This is a genomic window from Blastococcus sp. LR1 (assembly GCF_020166105.1).
Classification (GTDB): domain Bacteria; phylum Actinomycetota; class Actinomycetes; order Mycobacteriales; family Geodermatophilaceae; genus Blastococcus.
Genome location: NZ_JAIUJY010000002.1, coordinates 330,092 through 347,383 on the forward strand (window position 1 = coordinate 330,092; position 17,292 = coordinate 347,383).

The following is a 17,292-nucleotide window of genomic DNA, read 5'->3' on the forward strand; positions in this document are numbered from 1 at the left end:
GCCGGGACCCTCCCACACCCCGTGTGAGCTGTGCCTCAGGAGGCCGCCGCCACAGGGGTGTCGAGCACCGCCCGCAGCACCGAGTGCAGGTTCTCCAGCAGGGCGACGTCGCGCAGCGGGGTGCGGCGGTCGGGGCCGACCGGCATCTTCAGCACGATCGTCTCCACCGCCGCCTTGTACGAGGCGCCGTCGGCCAGCCGGGCCAGCCGCATCTGCTTGGACTCCGGCAGGTCGACCGGGCCGATCCGGATGTTCCGGCCCTGCAGCGACACCTCGGTGATGCCGAGCGCGCGCATCGCCACCCGGAACCGGGCCACCGCGAGCAGGTTGAGCACCGGCGCCGGCGGAGCGCCGTACCGGTCGGTGAGCTCGTCGAGCACCGCCTGCGCCTGGTCGTCGTCGGAGATCGAGGCGACCTTGCGGTAGGCCTCCATGCGCAGCCGCTCGCCCGGGATGTAGTCGTGCGGCAGGTGCGCGTCGACCGGCAGGTCCACCCGGACCTCGACCGGCTCGACGGGAGCGTCCTCGCCGGTCACCTGGGAGCGGTAGTCGGCCACGGCCTCGCCGACCAGCCGCACGTAGAGGTCGAAGCCGACGCCGGCGATGTGCCCGGACTGCTCGCCGCCGAGCAGGTTGCCCGAGCCGCGGATCTCCAGGTCCTTCATCGCCACGGCCATGCCGGCGCCGAGGTCGGTGTTGTTCGCGATCGTGGTCAGCCGGTCCACCGAGGTCTCGGTGAGCGTGCGGGTCGGGTCGTAGGTGAAGTAGGCGTAGGCCCGCTCCCGCCCACGGCCGACGCGGCCACGGATCTGGTGCAGCTGGGAGAGGCCGAAGGTGTCGGCGCGGTCGACGATCAGGGTGTTGGCGTTCGGGATGTCCAGGCCGGACTCGACGATCGTGGTCGCGACCAGGACGTCGTACTCCTTCTCCCAGAACCCGACCATGACCCGCTCGAGCTCGGCCTCGCTCATCTGGCCGTGGCCGACCGCGACCCGGGCCTCCGGAACCAGGTGCCGGATCTTCGCCGCGGCCTTGTCGATCGACTGCACCCGGTTGTGGATCACGAAGACCTGGCCGTCGCGCAGCAGCTCGCGCCGGATCGCCGCCGCCATCTGCTTGTCGGCCCAGGCGCCCACGTAGGTGAGCACCGGGTGCCGCTCCTCGGGCGGGGTGAGGATCGTCGACATCTCGCGGATGCCGGTCAGCGACATCTCCAGCGTGCGCGGGATCGGAGTGGCCGACATCGAGAGGACGTCGACCGCCGTCCGCATCGTCTTCAGGTACTCCTTGTGCTCGACGCCGAACCGCTGCTCCTCGTCGACGATGACCAGACCGAGGTCCTTCCACCGGGTCGTCGGCTGCAGCAGCCGGTGGGTGCCGACCAGGATGTCGACCTCCCCGGCGGCGAGCTGGCGGAGGATCTCGGTGGTCTCCTTGTCCGACTGGAACCGGGAGAGCACCTTCACCGTCACCGGGAACTGCGCGACGCGCTCGGAGAAGGTCTTGAAGTGCTGGTTGGCCAGCAGCGTCGTCGGCACCAGGACGGCGACCTGCTTGCCGTCCTGCACCGCCTTGAACGCCGCGCGGATCGCGATCTCGGTCTTCCCGTAGCCGACGTCGCCGCAGATGATCCGGTCCATCGGGATCGGGTTCTGCATGTCCGCCTTGACCTCGTCGATCGCGGCCAGCTGGTCGGGCGTCTCCTGGAAGGGGAAGGCGTCCTCGAGCTCGCGCTGCCAGATCGTGTCGGGCCCGTAGGCGTGGCCCTTGCTGGCCATCCGCGCGGAGTACAGCCGGATCAGCTCGCCGGCGATCTGCTTGACCGCCTTGCGGGCCTTGGCCTTGGTGTTCTTCCAGTCCGCGCCGCCGAGCTTGGACAGGGACGGGGCCTCGCCGCCCACGTAGCGGGTGAGCTGGTCGAGGGAGTCGGTCGGCACGAACAGCCGGTCGGCCGGCTGGTTCCGCCGCGACGCCGCGTACTCGACGATCAGGTAGTCGCGCTGCCCGCCGTTGACGGTGCGGCTGATCATCTCGATGTAGCGGCCGATGCCGTGCTGCTCGTGGACGACGAGGTCGCCGGGCTGCAGCTGCACCAGGTCGACGGCGTTGCGCCGGCGGGCCGGCATCTTGGTCGCGTCGCGCATCGAGGTGCCGCGCTGGCCGGTGAGGTCGTGCTCGGTGAGCAGCGCCAGGCCGATGCCGGGAAAGGCGAACCCGGCCTCGAGGTTGCCCTGCGTGACGTGGGTCAGCGCCTTGTCCGGCGCCCGGTCGATGTCGGGCACCAGGCGGGCGCCGAGCTCGGCCTCCATGAACTGGTCCGCGGCGCGCTGGGCGGGGCCCGGGCCGGCGAAGGTGACGACGACCCGCCACCCCTGCCGGTGCCAGTCCCGCATCTTCTTCACCGCGGCCACCTGCTCGCCGTGGAACCTGTCCACCGGCGTCGCGTCCAGGGTGACCTGGTGCTCGTCGTCCTCGGCCTGGACGGTGAACGACCCGGTTGTCCACCAGGGCAGCCCCCGGCCGCGGGCCGCGGCCTCGACGTCGGCGAGGTCGCGGAACGACGACGCCCCGAGGTCCAGCGGGGCCACTCCCGCCTCCGCGGCCATCGCCCAGGACGCGTCGAGGAACTCCTCCGCGGTGCGCACCAGGTCGGCGGCGCGACTGCGGACCCGCTCGGGATCGGCGACCAGCACGTGCGTGCCGGCCGGCACCAGATCGGTGAGCAGCTGCATGGCAGCACCGCCGATGAGCGCCGGGGTGAGCGACTCCATGCCCTCCACCGCGATGCCCTCGGCCAGCTTGCCGAGCACCTCGATCAGGCCGGGGTGCGACGCCGCGAGGGTGGCGGCGCGGGCGCGCACCTCCTCGGTGAGCAGCAGCTCGCGGCACGGCGGCGCCCACAGCCGCTCCGGCCGCTCGTCCAGCGAGCGCTGGTCGGCGGCGGAGAAGTAGCGCAGCTCGTCGACCTCGTCGCCCCAGAACTCCACTCGGACCGGGTGCGGCTCGGTGGGCGGGAAGACGTCGAGCAGCCCGCCGCGGACGGCGAACTCGCCGCGCTTCTCGACCAGCTCCACCCGGGTGTAGGCGGCGTCGGAGAGCGCGCGGGCGATCTGCTCGAGATCCGCGGAGTCGCCGGACTTCAGCTCGACCGGCACGAGGTCGCCCAGGCCGGGGGCCATCGGCTGCAGCACGCTGCGCACCGGCGCCACGAGGACGTCGATGGTGCCGTTCGCGCCCGGGTGGGTGAGGTCGCGCAGCACCGCGAGCCGGCGGCCCACGGTGTCGGCACGCGGGCTGAGCCGCTCGTGCGGCAGCGTCTCCCACGCGGGGAACGTCTCGATCCGCCGCTGCGGGAGGAAGCAGCGCAGCAGGTCGGCGGCGGCGTCGGCGTCGCGCTCCCCCGCGGTGACCAGGAGGACCGGCACCCCGTCGCCGCCACCGGCAGCCGCCAGCGCGGCGGCCACGAGGGGCTGCACGCTCGGCGGCGCGGTGACGGCGAGTTCGGCGTTGCCCGCCGCGGCGACCACGCGGGCCATCCCGGGGTCGGTGAGGACGACGTCGAGCACGCCGCGCAGGGTCACGCTTCTCTACTCCTGAGGATCACGGCCTCGCAGGTGCCGCCGAGTGCGGCAGGGGCCGGTCTCCCAGTGTAAGGACCCCGGTGCCCCCCACGACTCGCTCCGCTCGCCCCGGGCCCCTGCACCGGGGCCGGGGTCGGACACCCGCCGTCGCGCTCAGACCGGGAGGGGGCTCGTCACCCGATCGGAGACCACGTCCTCGACCGGGCCGGGCTCACCGGCGATCGGCCGGCCGTCGCGGAGCCGGCCGATCCGGCCCACGACGTAGACGACCGCCAGGCTCAGTGCCAGCAGCTCCCCGCCGTCCTCCATGGCGCCGAGGACGTCGCCCAGCCAGCTGTCCGCGACGAGCACGTGGACCTGGTCGAGCACCGCACCGAAGAACACGTAGACGGCGATCAGCGCGGTCATGCCCCAGCTCGCGCGGCGGTTCCAGGCGTCGCTGCGCAGGTGCAGCAGCACGGCGGCCAGCACCGGCACCGCGGCCAGGAGGCCCCAGACCAGCAGCTCGCCCCAGTCGTTGGCGCGCAGCCCCATGAACCCGTCGGAGGGGAACCAGAGGTGCGCCGCCAGCCGGTCGGCCAGCCACGCGCCCTTGGTCTCGTGCAGCCGCAGGGAGTCGTCGGCGAGGGCGGCGAGGAACAGCACGGAGTAGGCGGCCCACACCAGGTGCCGGGTCATCCGGGCGACGGCGAGCAGCAGCACCACGAGCGCGGCCTGCTGCGCGTAGCCGGCGTACTCCGAGACGCCGCGGTCGGTCTCCAGCAGCCACGGGTCGTTCAGGCTCGGACCGGAGAGCTCCAGCCGCACCAGCCCGATGACGACGAGCGCCAGGTCGACGGCCACCAGCGTGGCGAGCAGCCACCACGGGCCCAGCGACGCGATGCGTGCGCGCATGCTCGGCCGAGTCGTCGTCCCCGTGGTCATGGCACCGCTCCCCTCGCCGGCCCCGCTGCGGGCCCGGTCCTGCTCCCAGTGCACGCCCCCGCCTGCGGGAACTCAACGGCCGCGCGGGCGCGGTGCCTCCAAGGAGGGAGCCTCCAGCGGAGGTCAGCGGGCGGGGGTGGTCTCCGCCCCGCGCATGCGCCAGCGGAAGCGCGCCAGCTTGGCCAGCAGCTGCGGCGCGGAGTCCCCGGGCGCCACGTAGGCGCGGGGCAGCGTGAAGCGGTCGCCGGGGAAGAAGTCGCCGGTCACGCAGGCGTGGTCGTACCCGGCGGCCCGCGCGGCGTCCGCGGCCGCGGCGTCGAAGCGCCCCCAGGGGTAGCAGAAGCCCGGCACCTCGGCCTGGAGCACGTCCTCCAGCACGCGACGGCTCTCGCCCACCTCGTGCCGCAGGATCCCGGCGTCCAGGCCACGCAGGTCTGCGTGGGTCATCGTGTGGCTGCCCACCTCGTGACCGGCCGCCGCCACCGAGCGCACGCCGTCGGCGTCCAGCAGACCCAGCCGCGGGCCGTCGTCCCAGGCGTTCTGGCCGCCGAGCAGACCGGCCACCACGTACAGGGTGGCGGTGACGCCGTGCCGCGCGAGCACCGGCATCGCGTGCTCGACGAAGTCGGCGTAGCCGTCGTCGAAGGTGAGCCCGACGAGCCCGTCGGCGGCGCCGCGGCGCTCGGCCTCGAGCAGCTCCGCCAGGGAGACCCCCCGCAGCCCGAGCCGGCGCAGCAGACGCAGATGACGGTCCAGCCGGTCCGGCGCGACCCGGATCCGGTGCGGATCGGGGTGCTCGGAGGCGCAGATCGAGTGGTACATCAGCACCGGCGGGATGCGCATCCGCCGGCGCCCCGCGGTGTCCAGGTCCTGCACCGTCCCGGGCGGGACGCTCACCGGCGGCCCTCCCCGGCCAGGCCGGCGGTCCGCTGGGTCCGGGGCCGCGGAACGGCGCCGGCCTCCATCGCGGCCAGCGCCCGGCGCAGCGCGGTGCTCGACGTGTGCACGGTGTACGGGAAGTAGCGGACCTCGACACCCACCTCGGCGAAGTCGCGCTCGAGGCGGTCGCCCTTCTCGGTGCCGCGCCAGTCGTCGCCCTTGAAGATGACGTCGAAGCCGACCTCGCGCCAGGTGTCGATCTTGTCCGGCACGACCTCGGCGTGGACCTGGTCGACCACCCGGAGGCCGCGGACGATCTCCATCCGCTCGGCCAGCGGGATCACCGGCGCCCGGCCCTTGGTCAGCAGCAGCATCTCGTCGGAGACCACACCGGCGACCAGGTGGTCGCACTGCTCGGCGGCGTGCCGGAGCAGGTTCAGGTGCCCGATGTGGAACAGGTCGTACGCGCCAGGCGCGTATCCGATCACTCGACTCATGTGTGCTCTCCCCCGAGGACGTCCCGTCCACTCCACCAGAACCGACTACGCTCGGTCATCGCCCGTACGGGTCATTCACCCGAAAGCGCCCGTGATCCGGGGCTCCGGCCCTCCGTCCTCCGGTCACGCTGTGCGAGCGGAGCGCGGACCGACGACGTCGAGCAGCCCCGCCACCGCGTCGTCGATGAGGTCCATGACGCGCGCGACGACGTCGTCGGGCCGCTGGTAGGGGTCCTCGATGTCGTCCTCGCGGGAGCCGGCGCGCTGCGCCCTCAGCCGGGGCGCCTGGGCGACCACGGCGGCGAGCCGCTCGGCCGGCGGACCGGTCCCCGGCCCGGCCAGCGAGGTCAGCTCCGCGAACTCCCGCAGGGTGAAGGTGCGCCGCACGGCGGCCGGGAGCCGGGTGACCACCGCCGATCGCTGCGCCGCCGTCATGGTGAGCACCAGCCCGGCGGCACGCAGGGCCGGCGGCTGCAGCTGCCGGGCGGTGAAGCCGTCGACGTCGACGCCGCGCTCGGCCAGCAGCCGGGCCACGGGCGCAGCGACCGGCTGCCCGGCCAGGGCGGCCAGCCCCGCGCTGGACACCTCGACGCCGGGATCCCCGTCGAGCCCGGCGCGCAGCAGCAGCTCCGCGGCCGGGGAGCGGCAGATGTTGCCGGTGCACACCATCAGCACGGAGAACGGCGTCGCAGCCGGAACGGTCATGCTCGGCCGACCGGCCGCGCGCCGGTCCGCGGCCGATCTCCGGCCCGGGGCGCCGGCACCTCGGCGGCCGGCTCCGCGGCGTCCGGCGTCCCACCGGCGTCCGCGACGTCCTCCCGCTGCCGGTAGGTGTAGGACTCCTCGTCCCGGCGGACCTGGTTGAGGACGACGCCGAGCACCCGGGCGGAGACCTGCGACAGGTCGCCGAGGCACTGGGTGAGCTGGGGCCTGCGGACCCGCTGGGTGTTGGCGACGACGACGACGCCGTCGACGATCCGGGAGAGCACGCTGGCGTCGGTCACCGGGAGCACCGGGGTGGTGTCCAGGACGACGTAGTCGTAGGCGGCGCGCAGGTCGGTGATCAGACGGCGCATCGCCGGGGAGCTGAGCAGCTCGGCCGGGTTCGGCGGCACCGCCCCCGCCGGCAGCACCTGCAGGCCGGAGGTGCCCCAGTCCTGCACCACGTCGTCGAACCCGGCGTGGCCGGCGAGCACCGTCGTCAGCCCCACGCCTCCCTCGATGCCGAGCACGTCGGCGACCGCGGGGCGGCGCAGGTCGGCGTCGATCAGCAGCACCTCGGCGCCGGTCTCGGCGAGGCTGACGGCCAGGTTGGCCGCGACCGTCGACTTGCCCTCCGCCGACAGCGAGGAGGTGATGGCCAGGACCGAGGCGCCCTCGAGGGCCCCGGCGTCCTCGCCGGCCACCCGGAGGAACTCGAGGTTGGTGCGCAGCTGCCGGAAGCTCTCGGCCGGCGGGCTGTGCGGCGCGGTGGCGACCACCACCCGGCCGGACTCCGGGCCCCAGGACGGGACGCTGCCGATGGCCGGGAGCTCGGTCAGCTCCGCCAGCACGTCGGTGTCGCGGACGCGGGTGTCCAGCAGCTCCCACAGCCAGGCGAGGGCGAGACCGACCAGCAGGCCGGCGAACAGCCCGAGGGCCAGGGTGAGCGGGACGTCGGGCGAGGCCCGGTCCGCCGGGACCTCCGCGGGCGACACGGTGGTGGCGGTGACGGTCGGGTCGCCCTGCTCGTCCTTGGGCGCGATGCGCTCCACGACCTCGGACAGGGACGCGACCACCGCGTCGGCGATGATGGCGCTGCCCTCGGCGGAGCCGTCGACCGCGGTCACCTCCACGATGACGGTGCCGGTGGGGACCGTGGCCGACACCCGGGCGGCCAGCTGCCCCGTCGTCCCCGACAGGTCGAGGGACTCGATGACCGGCCGCAGCACCGCCGGCGTCGTCGCCAGCTGGGCGAAGGACTCCACCTGGTTCTGCGCGTAGGTCGACCCCTGCACCAGGTCGGAGGCGGAGCTGCCGGAGACCAGGGAGAAGAAGGCGGCCGAGCGGGCCTCGTAGGTGACCGGTGCGGTGGCCGTGGAGATCAGCCCGACGACCAGCCCCACGAGGGTCGCGGCGGCGACCGGGATCCACCTCCGGCGGAGCACGTGCAACGGCCCTCGGGTATTCACGGTTGCTCTCCATCCTGCGCACGCCCGGGCAGCCAGGTGCTCCCCCGCGGAACTCGATCGACCCGCCCGATCGAGCCCGGGCACGGTCCTGCTCGTCGGGAAGTCTGCGGCGCGCGGGCCGCTCCCGGGCCCGGGCGCCGACCGGAGCCACCCCAAGGGGTAATGCCCGGGGCCGACTTCGGTCGCTCCGGGCGGGAAGGCCTGGAATGCGGGTCAAGATGACCGTCGGACCTGAGGGGGGTGGGCATGGAACCGGCTGGTTACGTGCGGGCGGTCGTCGCCCGCTGGGTGTGGGCGGCTGCCGCCGGCACCTCCGGCGTGCTGCTCGGTGCCACCGTCGGCCTGCTCTCCCCCACCGCCTACCAGGCCGACGTCACGCTCTACGTGGACGCCGCCCTCATCGCCGAGGAGCAGGACCCCTCCTCGGCCGCCGAGGTGCGGACGACGGTGCTGCCCTCGGTCGCCCGGCTGACGACGTCGGCGACGGTGCTGGACGCGGTCGCCGACGGGCTCGACCTGGACGAGCCCGCCGCGTCGCTCGCCGCCGACCTCGACGTCGTCCGCGACAAGCGCGCCAGCGTGCTGCACCTCTCGGCCACCCGCGCCACGCCCGCGGAGGCCACCGACCTGGTCCTCGCCGTCGGCGAGGAGGTCAGCCGGCAGTCCGGGCTGCTCTTCGCCGGCACGGACGGGCCGATGCTGACCGTGACCGTGGTCGGGGACGCCGCCGGCGCTCTGCCCGCGTCCCGCTCGGCGTCCACGCTGGCCGCGCTCGGCCTGGTCGCCGGCGTCGGCGCCGCCGCCCTGGCCGCCGGCGTGGCCGAGCTGATCAGCCCGCGCGTCCGCGGGCGCGGCGGCGTCGCCCGGCTCACGACCGCGCCCGTCCTGGCGCTGCTCCCGCGGCACCTGTCCGCGCCCGACCGCCGTCCGGCGTGGGTAGCGCGGCTGCTCGGGACCGCGCCGCAGCGCGCCGACGAACTGGCCAGGGTGCGCATGGCCCTCGGTCCGGCCACGGCCGAGGACGCCGGGCGGCGGATCGCCGTCGTCGGCACCCGGGGCGTGCCCACCTCCCTCGCCGCCGACCTGGCCACACCGGGACTCGAGGTGGTCGCGGCGCCCGATCCGCAGGCGGTGCCGTCGACCGGGGTGGACGGCGTGCTCGTGGTCGTCGACGGACGCGGCACCGGCACCTCGGAGCTGCGCGCCACGCTGGACGCCGTCGACGCGGCCGGGCTCCCGCTGGCCGGCGTGGTCGTCGACGGCCTGCTCCCCCCGGGCGCCGGACGGCGGGCGCTGCTGCGCGCCGGCTCCCGCGCGGAGGCGACCTGGCTGGTGGACGGCCGGTCCCGCCCGTCCGGCGGCCGGGCGGCCCGGATCGTCCCGCGCGCGATCGCGGCGCTGGCCGTGGCCGCGGTCGGGTTCACCCAGCCGCTGCCGATGGGCCTGTCCGCCGGCTTCCTGGCCGCGGTCGCGCTGCTGCCGCTGTGGCTGCCGGTCATCCGCCGCTACCGCGGCCTGACGCTGCTGTTCGTGCTGGCCGGGATCGGGCTCGTCTCCGGCGTCCTGCTCGCCTGGGCCCACGCCGACGACCACGCGTTCGCGCTGCACGAGGCCGTCGTCCGCGGCACCGCCGTCCTCGGGGCCGTCGGCGGGATCGGACTGCTCGTCTGGGCCCGCGGGCTCCTCAGCGTGCCGGTCCTGGGCACCGTCTTCGGCCTGGCGATGCTGGCCACCGAGCTCTCGGAGATGTCCGGTCCCGAGAACCTCTGGAAGTTCCAGCTCTCCTCCCCGCTGATGGTGATGGGGATGGCGCTGGCCGCCCGCCGCGGGAATCCGCTGGTCACCGTGGGCGCCCTCGGCGTCCTGGGCCTGCTGAACATCGTCAACGACGCGCGCAGCGCCTTCGGCTTCTGCGCCGTGGCGGCCGCCCTCGTGCTCTGGCAGCAGCGCCCCGGCCGGGACCGCCCCGTGCGGCGGTCGCGGCAGCTGCTGATGCTGCCGCTCATCGGCGTGCTCGGCGCCGCCGCGTACTCCCTGATGACCCAGCTGATGCTCGCCGGAACGCTCGGCAGCGAGATCCAGCAGCGGACGGCGACGCAGATCGCGCAGTCGGGCTCGCTGCTGCTCGGCGGCCGGCCGGAGTGGACCGCCACCTGGGCGCTGATGCACGAGCACCCGTTCGGCTTCGGTCTGGGCATCGTGCCCAACAGCACCGACGTGCAGGTGGCCTCGCAGGGGCTCGAGGTCCTGAACATCCCGACCGCCGAGAACTACCTGCGCAACTACATGCTCGACGGCGGCGTGCAGCTGCACTCCATCGTCGCCGACCTGTGGTCCGGGATCGGACCGGCGGGCATCCTGCTCGGCCTGGCGATGGGCGCGCTCGTGCTGCTGGGGCTGGCCGACCGGCTCGGCCGCCGCGAGGCCTCGGGTCTGGTGTGCCTGCTCGTCCCGATGGCGCTGTGGGCGCTGCCCTTCGGCCCGATGGCCAGCAACGTCGACACCCTCACCCTGGCCCTCGGCCTCCTGCTGGTGGCCCGCCGGCCGCGTGCCGCCGAGGATCCCGCGACCGGACCGACCGGCCCCGCGCGGTCCGCGCTGGTCGCCGCGTGATCCGGCCCGGGGTCAAGGTCTCGCCCTCCGGCGTCGATGTCAGGGAGGACGGGCCGGTCGGCGCGCCCGTGTCCGCTGGAGATGGAGGAGCCGTGCAGTTCGTCGGCGCCCCGGCGCGCGTGGTGGTCGCCGTGCTCACCTACCGGCGCACGCACCTGCTCCCCCCGCTGCTGACCGAGCTGGTCGTCCAGGCAGGAACCGTCGAACCCCGGGCCGAGATCCTCGTCGTCGACAACGACCCCGCCGGCAGCGCCGCGGACGTCGTGCGCGGCTGGGCGGCCCGCGGCGTCCGGTACGTGCACGAGCCGCAGCCGGGCATCTCCGCGGCCCGGAACCGGGCCCTCACCGAGGCCGGCGACGCCGCCGCGCTGGTCTTCTTCGACGACGACGAGCACCCCTCCCCCGACTGGTTGTCCCTCCTCGTCTCCGCCTGGCGCGACTGGGGCTGCGCCGCCGTGGCCGGACCGGTCGCGGGACGGCTTCCGGCGACCGTGGACCCGTGGGTCCTGGGCACCGGCGTCTTCGACCGACCGACCCGGCCGACCGGCACCCGCGTCCGCGGCGCCGGGGCCGGCAACCTGCTGCTCGACCTCGACCGCGTGCGCGCGCTCGGGCTGCGCTTCGACGAGCGCCTGGGGCTGACCGGTGGCGAGGACACGCTGTTCACCCACGCCCTGGTGCACGCCGGGAACGAGATCCGCTGGTGCGACGAGGCCGAGGCCTCCGAGCACGTTCCCGCCGACCGCCTGACGCGGCGCTGGGTGATGCGGCGCTGCTTCCGGTCCGCCGGGTCGTGGAGCCGGGCCGAGGTCCAGCTGGCCCACGGCCGCGTCGGCCGCTGGCGGGTGCGGACCGCCGTCGTGACCAAGGCCGCCGTCCGGCTGCTCCAGGCGCTGCTGGCGCTCGCCGCCGCGACGGTGACCGGCCGGACCGCCGCCCGCGGCCGCGCCTGCGGCACGCTGGCCAGCTACGCGGGTCTCGTCGTCGGCGCCTTCGGCTGGACCGTCGGCGAGTACGCGCGACCGGCTGTGCTCCGACCGCGCCCCCGGCCGCAGCCCCGGAGCCCGACCGTGCCGCCTCGCGCTGACGAGGGCGGCGCCGCGGCCGACGTCCTCTCCTCCCCCGTTCCGCCCGCCACGCCTGCAACCGCCCCGGACGACGGGCTCGGCCGCTCCGCCGCCCGCGGCGCCGGGGTCACGCTGGCCGGCCAGGGTGCCCGCATCCTGCTGCAGCTGGCCTCGGTCACCGTGCTGGCCCGGCTGCTGGACCCCAGCGACTACGGCCTGTTCGCCGTCGGGCTGGTCGTCGTCGGGATCGGCGAGGTGGTCCGCGACCTCGGGCTGACGACCGCCGCGATCCGCGCTCCCTCGCTCACCCGCCGCCAGCGCGACGGGCTGTTCTGGCTCAACACCGCCGCCGGCGTCGTCCTCGCGCTGGCCGCGGTGGCGGCGGCCGAGCCGATCGCCGCCGTGTTCGGCGAGCCGCAGCTGGTCCCGGTCATCCGCGTCCTGGCGGCCACCTTCCTGCTCAACGGCGTGGTGGCGCAGTACCGGGCCGGGCTCACCCGCGACCTGCGCTTCGGCGCCCTGGCCGGCACCGACCTGGGCGCGCAGGTGCTCGCGCTGGGCACCGCCGTCGTCGCCGCCTCGCTGGGGGCCGGCTACTGGTCGCTGGTCGTCCAGCAGCTGGTGCAGGGCATCGTCGTCCTCGTCGGCGCCGTCTCGCTCGCCCGCTGGCTGCCCGGTCGGCCGCGCCGCGGCTCGGGGCTCCGCCCGTTCGTCCGGTTCGGCACCGGCGTCACCGGCACCCAGCTCGCCTACTACGTCGGCAACAACCTGGACAACCTCGCGCTCGGCCTCACCGCCGGGCCCGCGGCGCTGGGCATCTACAACCGCGGCTACCAGCTGCTGATGAACCCGCTGAACCAGGTGCGCGGCCCGGCCACCAACCTGGCCGTGCCCGTGCTGTCGCGGCTGCAGGACGACCCGGTGCGCTTCGGCGAGTACCTGCGCCGCGGCCAGCTGGCCCTCGGCTACACGCTGGTGGCGGCCATGGCGATCGGCGCGGGTGCGGCCGTGCCGCTCGTGGACCTGATGCTGGGCGCGCGCTGGGCCGAGGTGGCACCGGTGCTCGCGCTGCTGGCGGTCGCCGGCAGCGCGCAGACCCTCGCGTACGTCGGCAGCTGGGTGTACCTCTCCCGCGGCCTGGCCGGCGCACTGCTGCGCTACACGCTGCTCACGCTGGTGCTCAGCGCCGTCTGCATCGGCGTCGGCAGCCGCTGGGGCCTCCTGGGCGTGGCGGCCGGCTACGCCACGGCGGCCCTGCTCGAGTGGCCGCTGTCGCTGTGGTGGCTCTCGCGGGTCACCCCGGTGCCGGTCACCGCGCTGCTGACCGGGGCGCTGCGGATCACCGCGTGCGCCGTGCCCGCCGGCGCTGCCTCGTTCCTGGGCACCGAGCTGGTCGCCGGGGCCCCGTCGATCGTGCGCATCGGCGCCGGCGCCCTGGCCGGGCTCGCCGTCTACGCGGCGGCCGCCGTGCTGCCGCCGGTCCGCGCGGACCTGCGCGGAGTGGCCGGGTGGGCCCGGTCCATGGCCGGCCGCTGACGGCAGGCACGGGCTGACAGGTCAGCCGGGGAACCAGGTCTCCCGGACCAGCCGGCCCTCGTCGAGCGCGTCGCCCAGCGAGCGGGCCCGCAGCCCCTGCGCGGCGTAGCCGTCGAGCACCGCGGAGATCAGCCGGCCGCGGTCCAGCTCCGGCGGCGGGCCGTCGCAGGCGCCGTCCTCGGGTCCGGCGAAGCCGTCGTGGGCCAGCACGATCTTCCCGGCCGCGACGCCCTGCATCGCCCTGCTGACGCGCTCGCTGTCGGAGACGTCGCTCTTCCAGTCCCACGTCGTCGGGCCCCACAGCACCGGGAGCATCCCGGCGGCGGTCACCGCCCGCCAGTTGCGCATCGTCTGCCGGCCGTAGGGGGGCCGGTACCAGCGGACCTCGCGGCCCACGGCGTCCTCGAGCTCGGCCTTGCCGTCGCGGACCAGCCGCGCGACCTCCTCCGGCGGGAGCGTGGGCAGCGCCCGGTGGTCCACGCCGTGCAGGGCCACCTCGTGGCCCGCCGCGAGCACCTCGTCGAGCAGCCCCGGGTACTTGCGCACCCGGGTGAGCAGCACGAAGAACGTGGCGCTGGCGCCTGCCCCGGCGAGGGCCTCGAGCACCCGGTCGGTGCCGCCGGGCTCCGGACCGTCGTCGAAGGTCAGGACGACGTCGGGTGCGTCGGTGCGCAGCTCGACGGCGGAGCCGAGCAGCGTTCCGGCGCCCCGCCGGGCCGTGCGCCGCGCCGCACTCACCGCGCTCCGGGCGGTCGTGGCCACGCTCATCGGGCTCCTCCCCACGACAGCCGCCAGCGGCGGCCGTCCCGCGCATACTCCTGGAAGACCACGCCCCAGGCGGCGCCGACCATGCCGGCCCCACGGCAGAGAGCCCGCAGGCCCCGCGCCCGGTGCCGGTCGGAGCGCACCAGCCCGCCCCAGGCCCACCGGACTCCACCGCCGGTCACCCGGAGCAGACCCCGGGTGGCCCAGCGCAGCCTCAGGACCGAACGCGCCGCGGGTCCGGCAGCGAGCCGCAGCTCGGTGAGGACGGCGGCGTTGCCGTGGCTCCACGCCCGGGTCAGCACCCAGGATCGGGTCATCCGCGAGCGGGGCACGCAGTCGATCGCGACGGACTCGTCGCACCACAGGATGCGGGCGCCCGCCCGCGTCAGCGCCCGGCTGAACAGCGAGTCCTCGCCGCCGCCGAGCCCCAGGTCCGTGGCGAAGCGGACCCCGAGCGCGCGGACCTGCACCAGGTCCAGCAGCAGGTTGCTGGTGGCGGCGACGTCGACGGCGGTGCCGGTGGGCAGGCGGCGGCGGACGAAGAAGTCCCCGGCGCGGATCCACGGGTCCAGCTCGCCGGTGTACTCGGCCACGACCCGGCCGGCGACGGCGGCCGGGAGGCCGGCCTCCCAGGTGGCCAGCAAGGAGCTGAGCCAGCCCTCCTCCGGCCGCTCGTCGTCGTCGATGAAGGCCAGCAGCGCGCTACCGGCGGCCTCGTCCATCGCGCGGTTGCGGACCGCGGCGATCCCCGGCGTCGGCTCGGCGACGTAGCGCAGCTCCGGTGCGGCGAACTCGGCGACGACGGCCGCGCCGCTGCCGTCCGGGTCGTTGTCGACCACCAGCACCTCGGCGTCGTACCGGTCGCCCGTTCCGCGGGCCTGGACCAGCAGCAGCGGCAGCGCGGCCCGCAGGTGGTCGGGACGGCGGAAGGTCGGCACGGCGACGGTGAGGCGCACGGTGCCGAGGGATGCGTCGGCCGACGCCGGCCGAACTGCGGTCACCGTCGTCCGCCCGCGAGCGACCCGGCCTGCCGGGAGAGCCCGACGGCCTTGATCAGCCGCGCGGCGAACCGGGCGACGGCGTGCCGCTCCCGCGCTCCGACCGCGTCGCTCGCGGCGACCTCGCGGACCCGCGGCCAGTCGGCGACGAGCTCCTGCACCGCATCGGCCCAGCGGGCGGCGTCGCCGGGCGCAGCCACCCGCACCGAGCCGAAGCCCTCGGTGGCCTCGCGCAGCCCCCGCAGGTCGCTCACGACCAGCGGGCGGGCGGCGAGCACCGCCTCGACGGCGGCGTTGCCGAAGGACTCGTCCAGCACCGACGGCACCAGGACGACGTCGGCCTGCGCCATCACCGGCCACACGTCGGGGACGAACCCGGTGTACTCCACCCGGTCGGTCAGCCCCGCCGTGCGCACCGTGTCGCGCAGCTCGGCCTCGAACCACTCGTAGCCGGCGAAGACCGACCCGGCGAGGATGAGCCGGGCATCCACGCCGCGGTCCCGCAGCTCGCGCAGCACCTCGACGGCGACGTCGGGCCCCTTGCGCGGGGAGAGCCGGCCGAGGAAGAGCAGCCGCAGCGGGCCGTCCAGCCGCTCCCGGGCGGGGACGACGTCGGCCGGGCCGGGCACGGGATTGACGACGACGGTGGTCCGGCCGGCGAGCGCCGGCACCAACCCGGTGAGGACCTCGGCGGTGAACCGGCTGTTGGCCACCACCGTGTGCGCCGCCAGCAGCGGCCGCAGCAGCACCCGGTGCAGCGCCGCCGGCCCTGGCCACTCCGCCTCGTGCACGTGGCAGACGACCCGCCGGCCGGCCAGGCGGGCGAGGAGGAGCCAGGACGGCAGGGTCGTGGTGTTCACGTGCACGACGTCGGCCCGCCGCAGCAGGGCCAGCGCCGGCAGCAGCCCGCGCAGCGCGTCGCCGACCAGCCGCAGCGCGCCGGTGGGCCGGAGCACCGACTTGCGCAGCACCGGCATGGCGACCAGCACGACCCGCGCGCCGCGGCGCTCGAGCTCGGCCACCAGCGGGCCGGGACCGGGCAGCGCCACTGTCACCTCGCCGTCCGCGGCCAGCGCGGCCACCGACTCGAGCAGGACCCGGTCGGAGCCGTAGAGCTCGGCGCCGGGGTGCACCACGAGCACCGAGGGACGCGCCGGGGTCCGGCGCGGTCCCCGCACCAGCGCGGGCAGCGCGGCGGCGAGCCCGCCCAGCGAGCCGCGCACCGCGGCGCGGAGCACCGAGGGGGTGTGCAGCAGCTGGCGGCGGCCGCCGCGCAGCAGGATCTCCCAGCTGACCGCCGGGGTGGTGAGCACCCAGCGGAGCAGGCTGCGCCGGTCGAGGTTCCGGGCGGCGAAGACCAGCCGGTTGCGGCAGTTGTAGCGGTAGTAGAGCGCCGACTTGGCCCGGCCCCGACGACCCTCGTCGTGGGTGCCGCCCTCGTCGTGCACCGCGACCAGGTCCTCGCGCAGGATCACCGAGCCGCCGGCCGCGACGGCCCGGAAGCCGAGATCGACGTCCTCCCAGTAGAGGAAGTACTCCTCGTCGTAGCCGCCGATGCGGCTGAACAGCTCGTCGTGCACGACGACGCAGGCGCCGCACAACCAGTCACCGGGGTCGGACGTCTGCGGCCCCTCGCCGTCGGGACGGCGCCGGATCCGGCCGTCGCGCAGGTCGGTCCGGGCGACGCGGAACACGACCTCGCCCTCGGAGTCGACCAGCTGGGGGCTGATCAGCGCCATGGGCTCGCGCAGGCTGTGCGCGCGGAGCTCGGCGACGACCGACGGCGTGATGACCGCGTCCGGGTTGAGGAACAGGAAGGTGCGGCAGCCGAGCTCGCGAGCCGCGGCCACTCCGGCGTTGCTGGCCGCACCGAAACCGCGGTTGTCCGGCATCGCGACCACGGTCCAGCCGTGCTCGACGCCCAGCAGCTCGACGGCGTCCCGGTTCTCCGGCGTCGAGAAGTTGTCCACCACGACGACGCGGACGTGTGCGCCGGACAGCTGCGCCGGGGCCAGGTTCTCGCGGAGCAGCTGCGCGCTGCCGTAGGAGACGACGACGACGCCCAGCGGCGGTCCGTCGTCCGGAGCCGTGTCGGCCGGTCCGCCGGGGACGAGCACGGTCATGGTCACGGGCGCCGCTCCGCTCGCCGAATGCCCGTCCTGCCCGGATGGCCGGTCCCCACAGCAGCGGTCCCCCTTCGTGTTCCGGGCGCGCGGCCGTGCACGGCCTCCCCGGTGCGTCCATCCTCCGGCCGGGGGAAC

The 17,292-nt window shown here is 75.4% G+C and carries 11 protein-coding genes; 2 read left to right on the forward strand and 9 right to left on the reverse strand.

Features of this window, described 5'->3' with window-relative positions; genetic code table 11:
* Positions 1-35: 35 nt before the first annotated feature.
* From mfd to LBW97_RS06295, 6 genes are all read right to left on the reverse strand, one after another.
* Complete coding sequence (gene mfd / locus LBW97_RS06270; protein WP_224498551.1) at positions 36-3,581, reverse strand: transcription-repair coupling factor; 3,546 nt, start codon at positions 3,579-3,581, stop codon at positions 36-38.
* A 153-nt stretch (positions 3,582-3,734) separates the two neighbouring features.
* Positions 3,735-4,475, reverse strand: a complete 741-nt coding sequence (locus tag LBW97_RS06275; protein WP_224498552.1) for a hypothetical protein — start codon at positions 4,473-4,475, stop codon at positions 3,735-3,737.
* Between the two features lie 153 nt (positions 4,476-4,628).
* Positions 4,629-5,402 (reverse strand): polysaccharide deacetylase family protein, encoded by a 774-nt coding sequence (locus LBW97_RS06280; protein WP_224498553.1) that lies wholly within the window; start codon positions 5,400-5,402, stop codon positions 4,629-4,631.
* A complete protein-coding gene (locus LBW97_RS06285) occupies positions 5,399-5,881 on the reverse strand; it encodes an adenylyltransferase/cytidyltransferase family protein (protein ID WP_224498554.1) in 483 nt (160 codons plus the stop codon). Before LBW97_RS06285 ends, LBW97_RS06280 begins: the two co-directional genes overlap by 4 nt.
* Positions 5,882-6,004: 123 nt before the next feature.
* A complete protein-coding gene (locus tag LBW97_RS06290; RefSeq protein ID WP_224498555.1) occupies positions 6,005-6,586 on the reverse strand; it encodes a hypothetical protein in 582 nt (193 codons plus the stop codon).
* Positions 6,583-8,052 (reverse strand): polysaccharide biosynthesis tyrosine autokinase, encoded by a 1,470-nt coding sequence (locus tag LBW97_RS06295; protein ID WP_224498556.1) that lies wholly within the window; start codon positions 8,050-8,052, stop codon positions 6,583-6,585. The genes LBW97_RS06290 and LBW97_RS06295 overlap by 4 nt, the downstream gene beginning before the upstream one ends.
* 246 nt (positions 8,053-8,298) lie before the next feature.
* Here LBW97_RS06295 and LBW97_RS06300 point away from each other — a divergent pair, with 246 nt between their 5' ends.
* Complete coding sequence (locus LBW97_RS06300) at positions 8,299-10,665, forward strand: hypothetical protein (RefSeq protein ID WP_224498557.1); 2,367 nt, start codon at positions 8,299-8,301, stop codon at positions 10,663-10,665.
* 92 nt (positions 10,666-10,757) lie between these two features.
* Positions 10,758-13,268 (forward strand): oligosaccharide flippase family protein, encoded by a 2,511-nt coding sequence (locus tag LBW97_RS06305; RefSeq protein ID WP_224498558.1) that lies wholly within the window; start codon positions 10,758-10,760, stop codon positions 13,266-13,268.
* A gap of 21 nt (positions 13,269-13,289) precedes the next feature.
* Here LBW97_RS06305 and LBW97_RS06310 read toward each other — a convergent pair whose 3' ends face one another.
* From LBW97_RS06310 to LBW97_RS06320, 3 genes are read right to left on the reverse strand one after another with little or no spacing between them, the layout of a single operon-like run.
* On the reverse strand, positions 13,290-14,036 hold the full coding sequence (locus LBW97_RS06310; RefSeq protein WP_224498559.1) for a polysaccharide deacetylase family protein: 747 nt from the start codon (positions 14,034-14,036) through the stop codon (positions 13,290-13,292).
* Positions 14,033-15,034, reverse strand: a complete 1,002-nt coding sequence (locus LBW97_RS06315) for a glycosyltransferase family 2 protein (protein ID WP_224498560.1) — start codon at positions 15,032-15,034, stop codon at positions 14,033-14,035. The genes LBW97_RS06310 and LBW97_RS06315 overlap by 4 nt, the downstream gene beginning before the upstream one ends.
* Positions 15,031-17,154 (reverse strand): glycosyltransferase, encoded by a 2,124-nt coding sequence (locus LBW97_RS06320; protein WP_224499017.1) that lies wholly within the window; start codon positions 17,152-17,154, stop codon positions 15,031-15,033. The genes LBW97_RS06315 and LBW97_RS06320 overlap by 4 nt, the downstream gene beginning before the upstream one ends.
* Positions 17,155-17,292: the final 138 nt, after the last annotated feature.

Excerpts from the sequence above, each read along its gene's own strand:
- LBW97_RS06275 (WP_224498552.1), bottom strand. The coding sequence starts at position 4,475 with ATGCGCGCACGCATCGCGTCGCTGGGCCCGTGGTGGCTGCTCGCCACG.
- LBW97_RS06285 (WP_224498554.1), bottom strand. The coding sequence starts at position 5,881 with ATGAGTCGAGTGATCGGATACGCGCCTGGCGCGTACGACCTGTTCCAC.
- LBW97_RS06290 (WP_224498555.1), bottom strand. The coding sequence starts at position 6,586 with ATGACCGTTCCGGCTGCGACGCCGTTCTCCGTGCTGATGGTGTGCACC.
- LBW97_RS06300 (WP_224498557.1), top strand. The coding sequence starts at position 8,299 with ATGGAACCGGCTGGTTACGTGCGGGCGGTCGTCGCCCGCTGGGTGTGG.
- LBW97_RS06310 (WP_224498559.1), bottom strand. The coding sequence starts at position 14,036 with ATGAGCGTGGCCACGACCGCCCGGAGCGCGGTGAGTGCGGCGCGGCGC.
- LBW97_RS06320 (WP_224499017.1), bottom strand. The coding sequence starts at position 17,154 with ATGACCGTGCTCGTCCCCGGCGGACCGGCCGACACGGCTCCGGACGAC.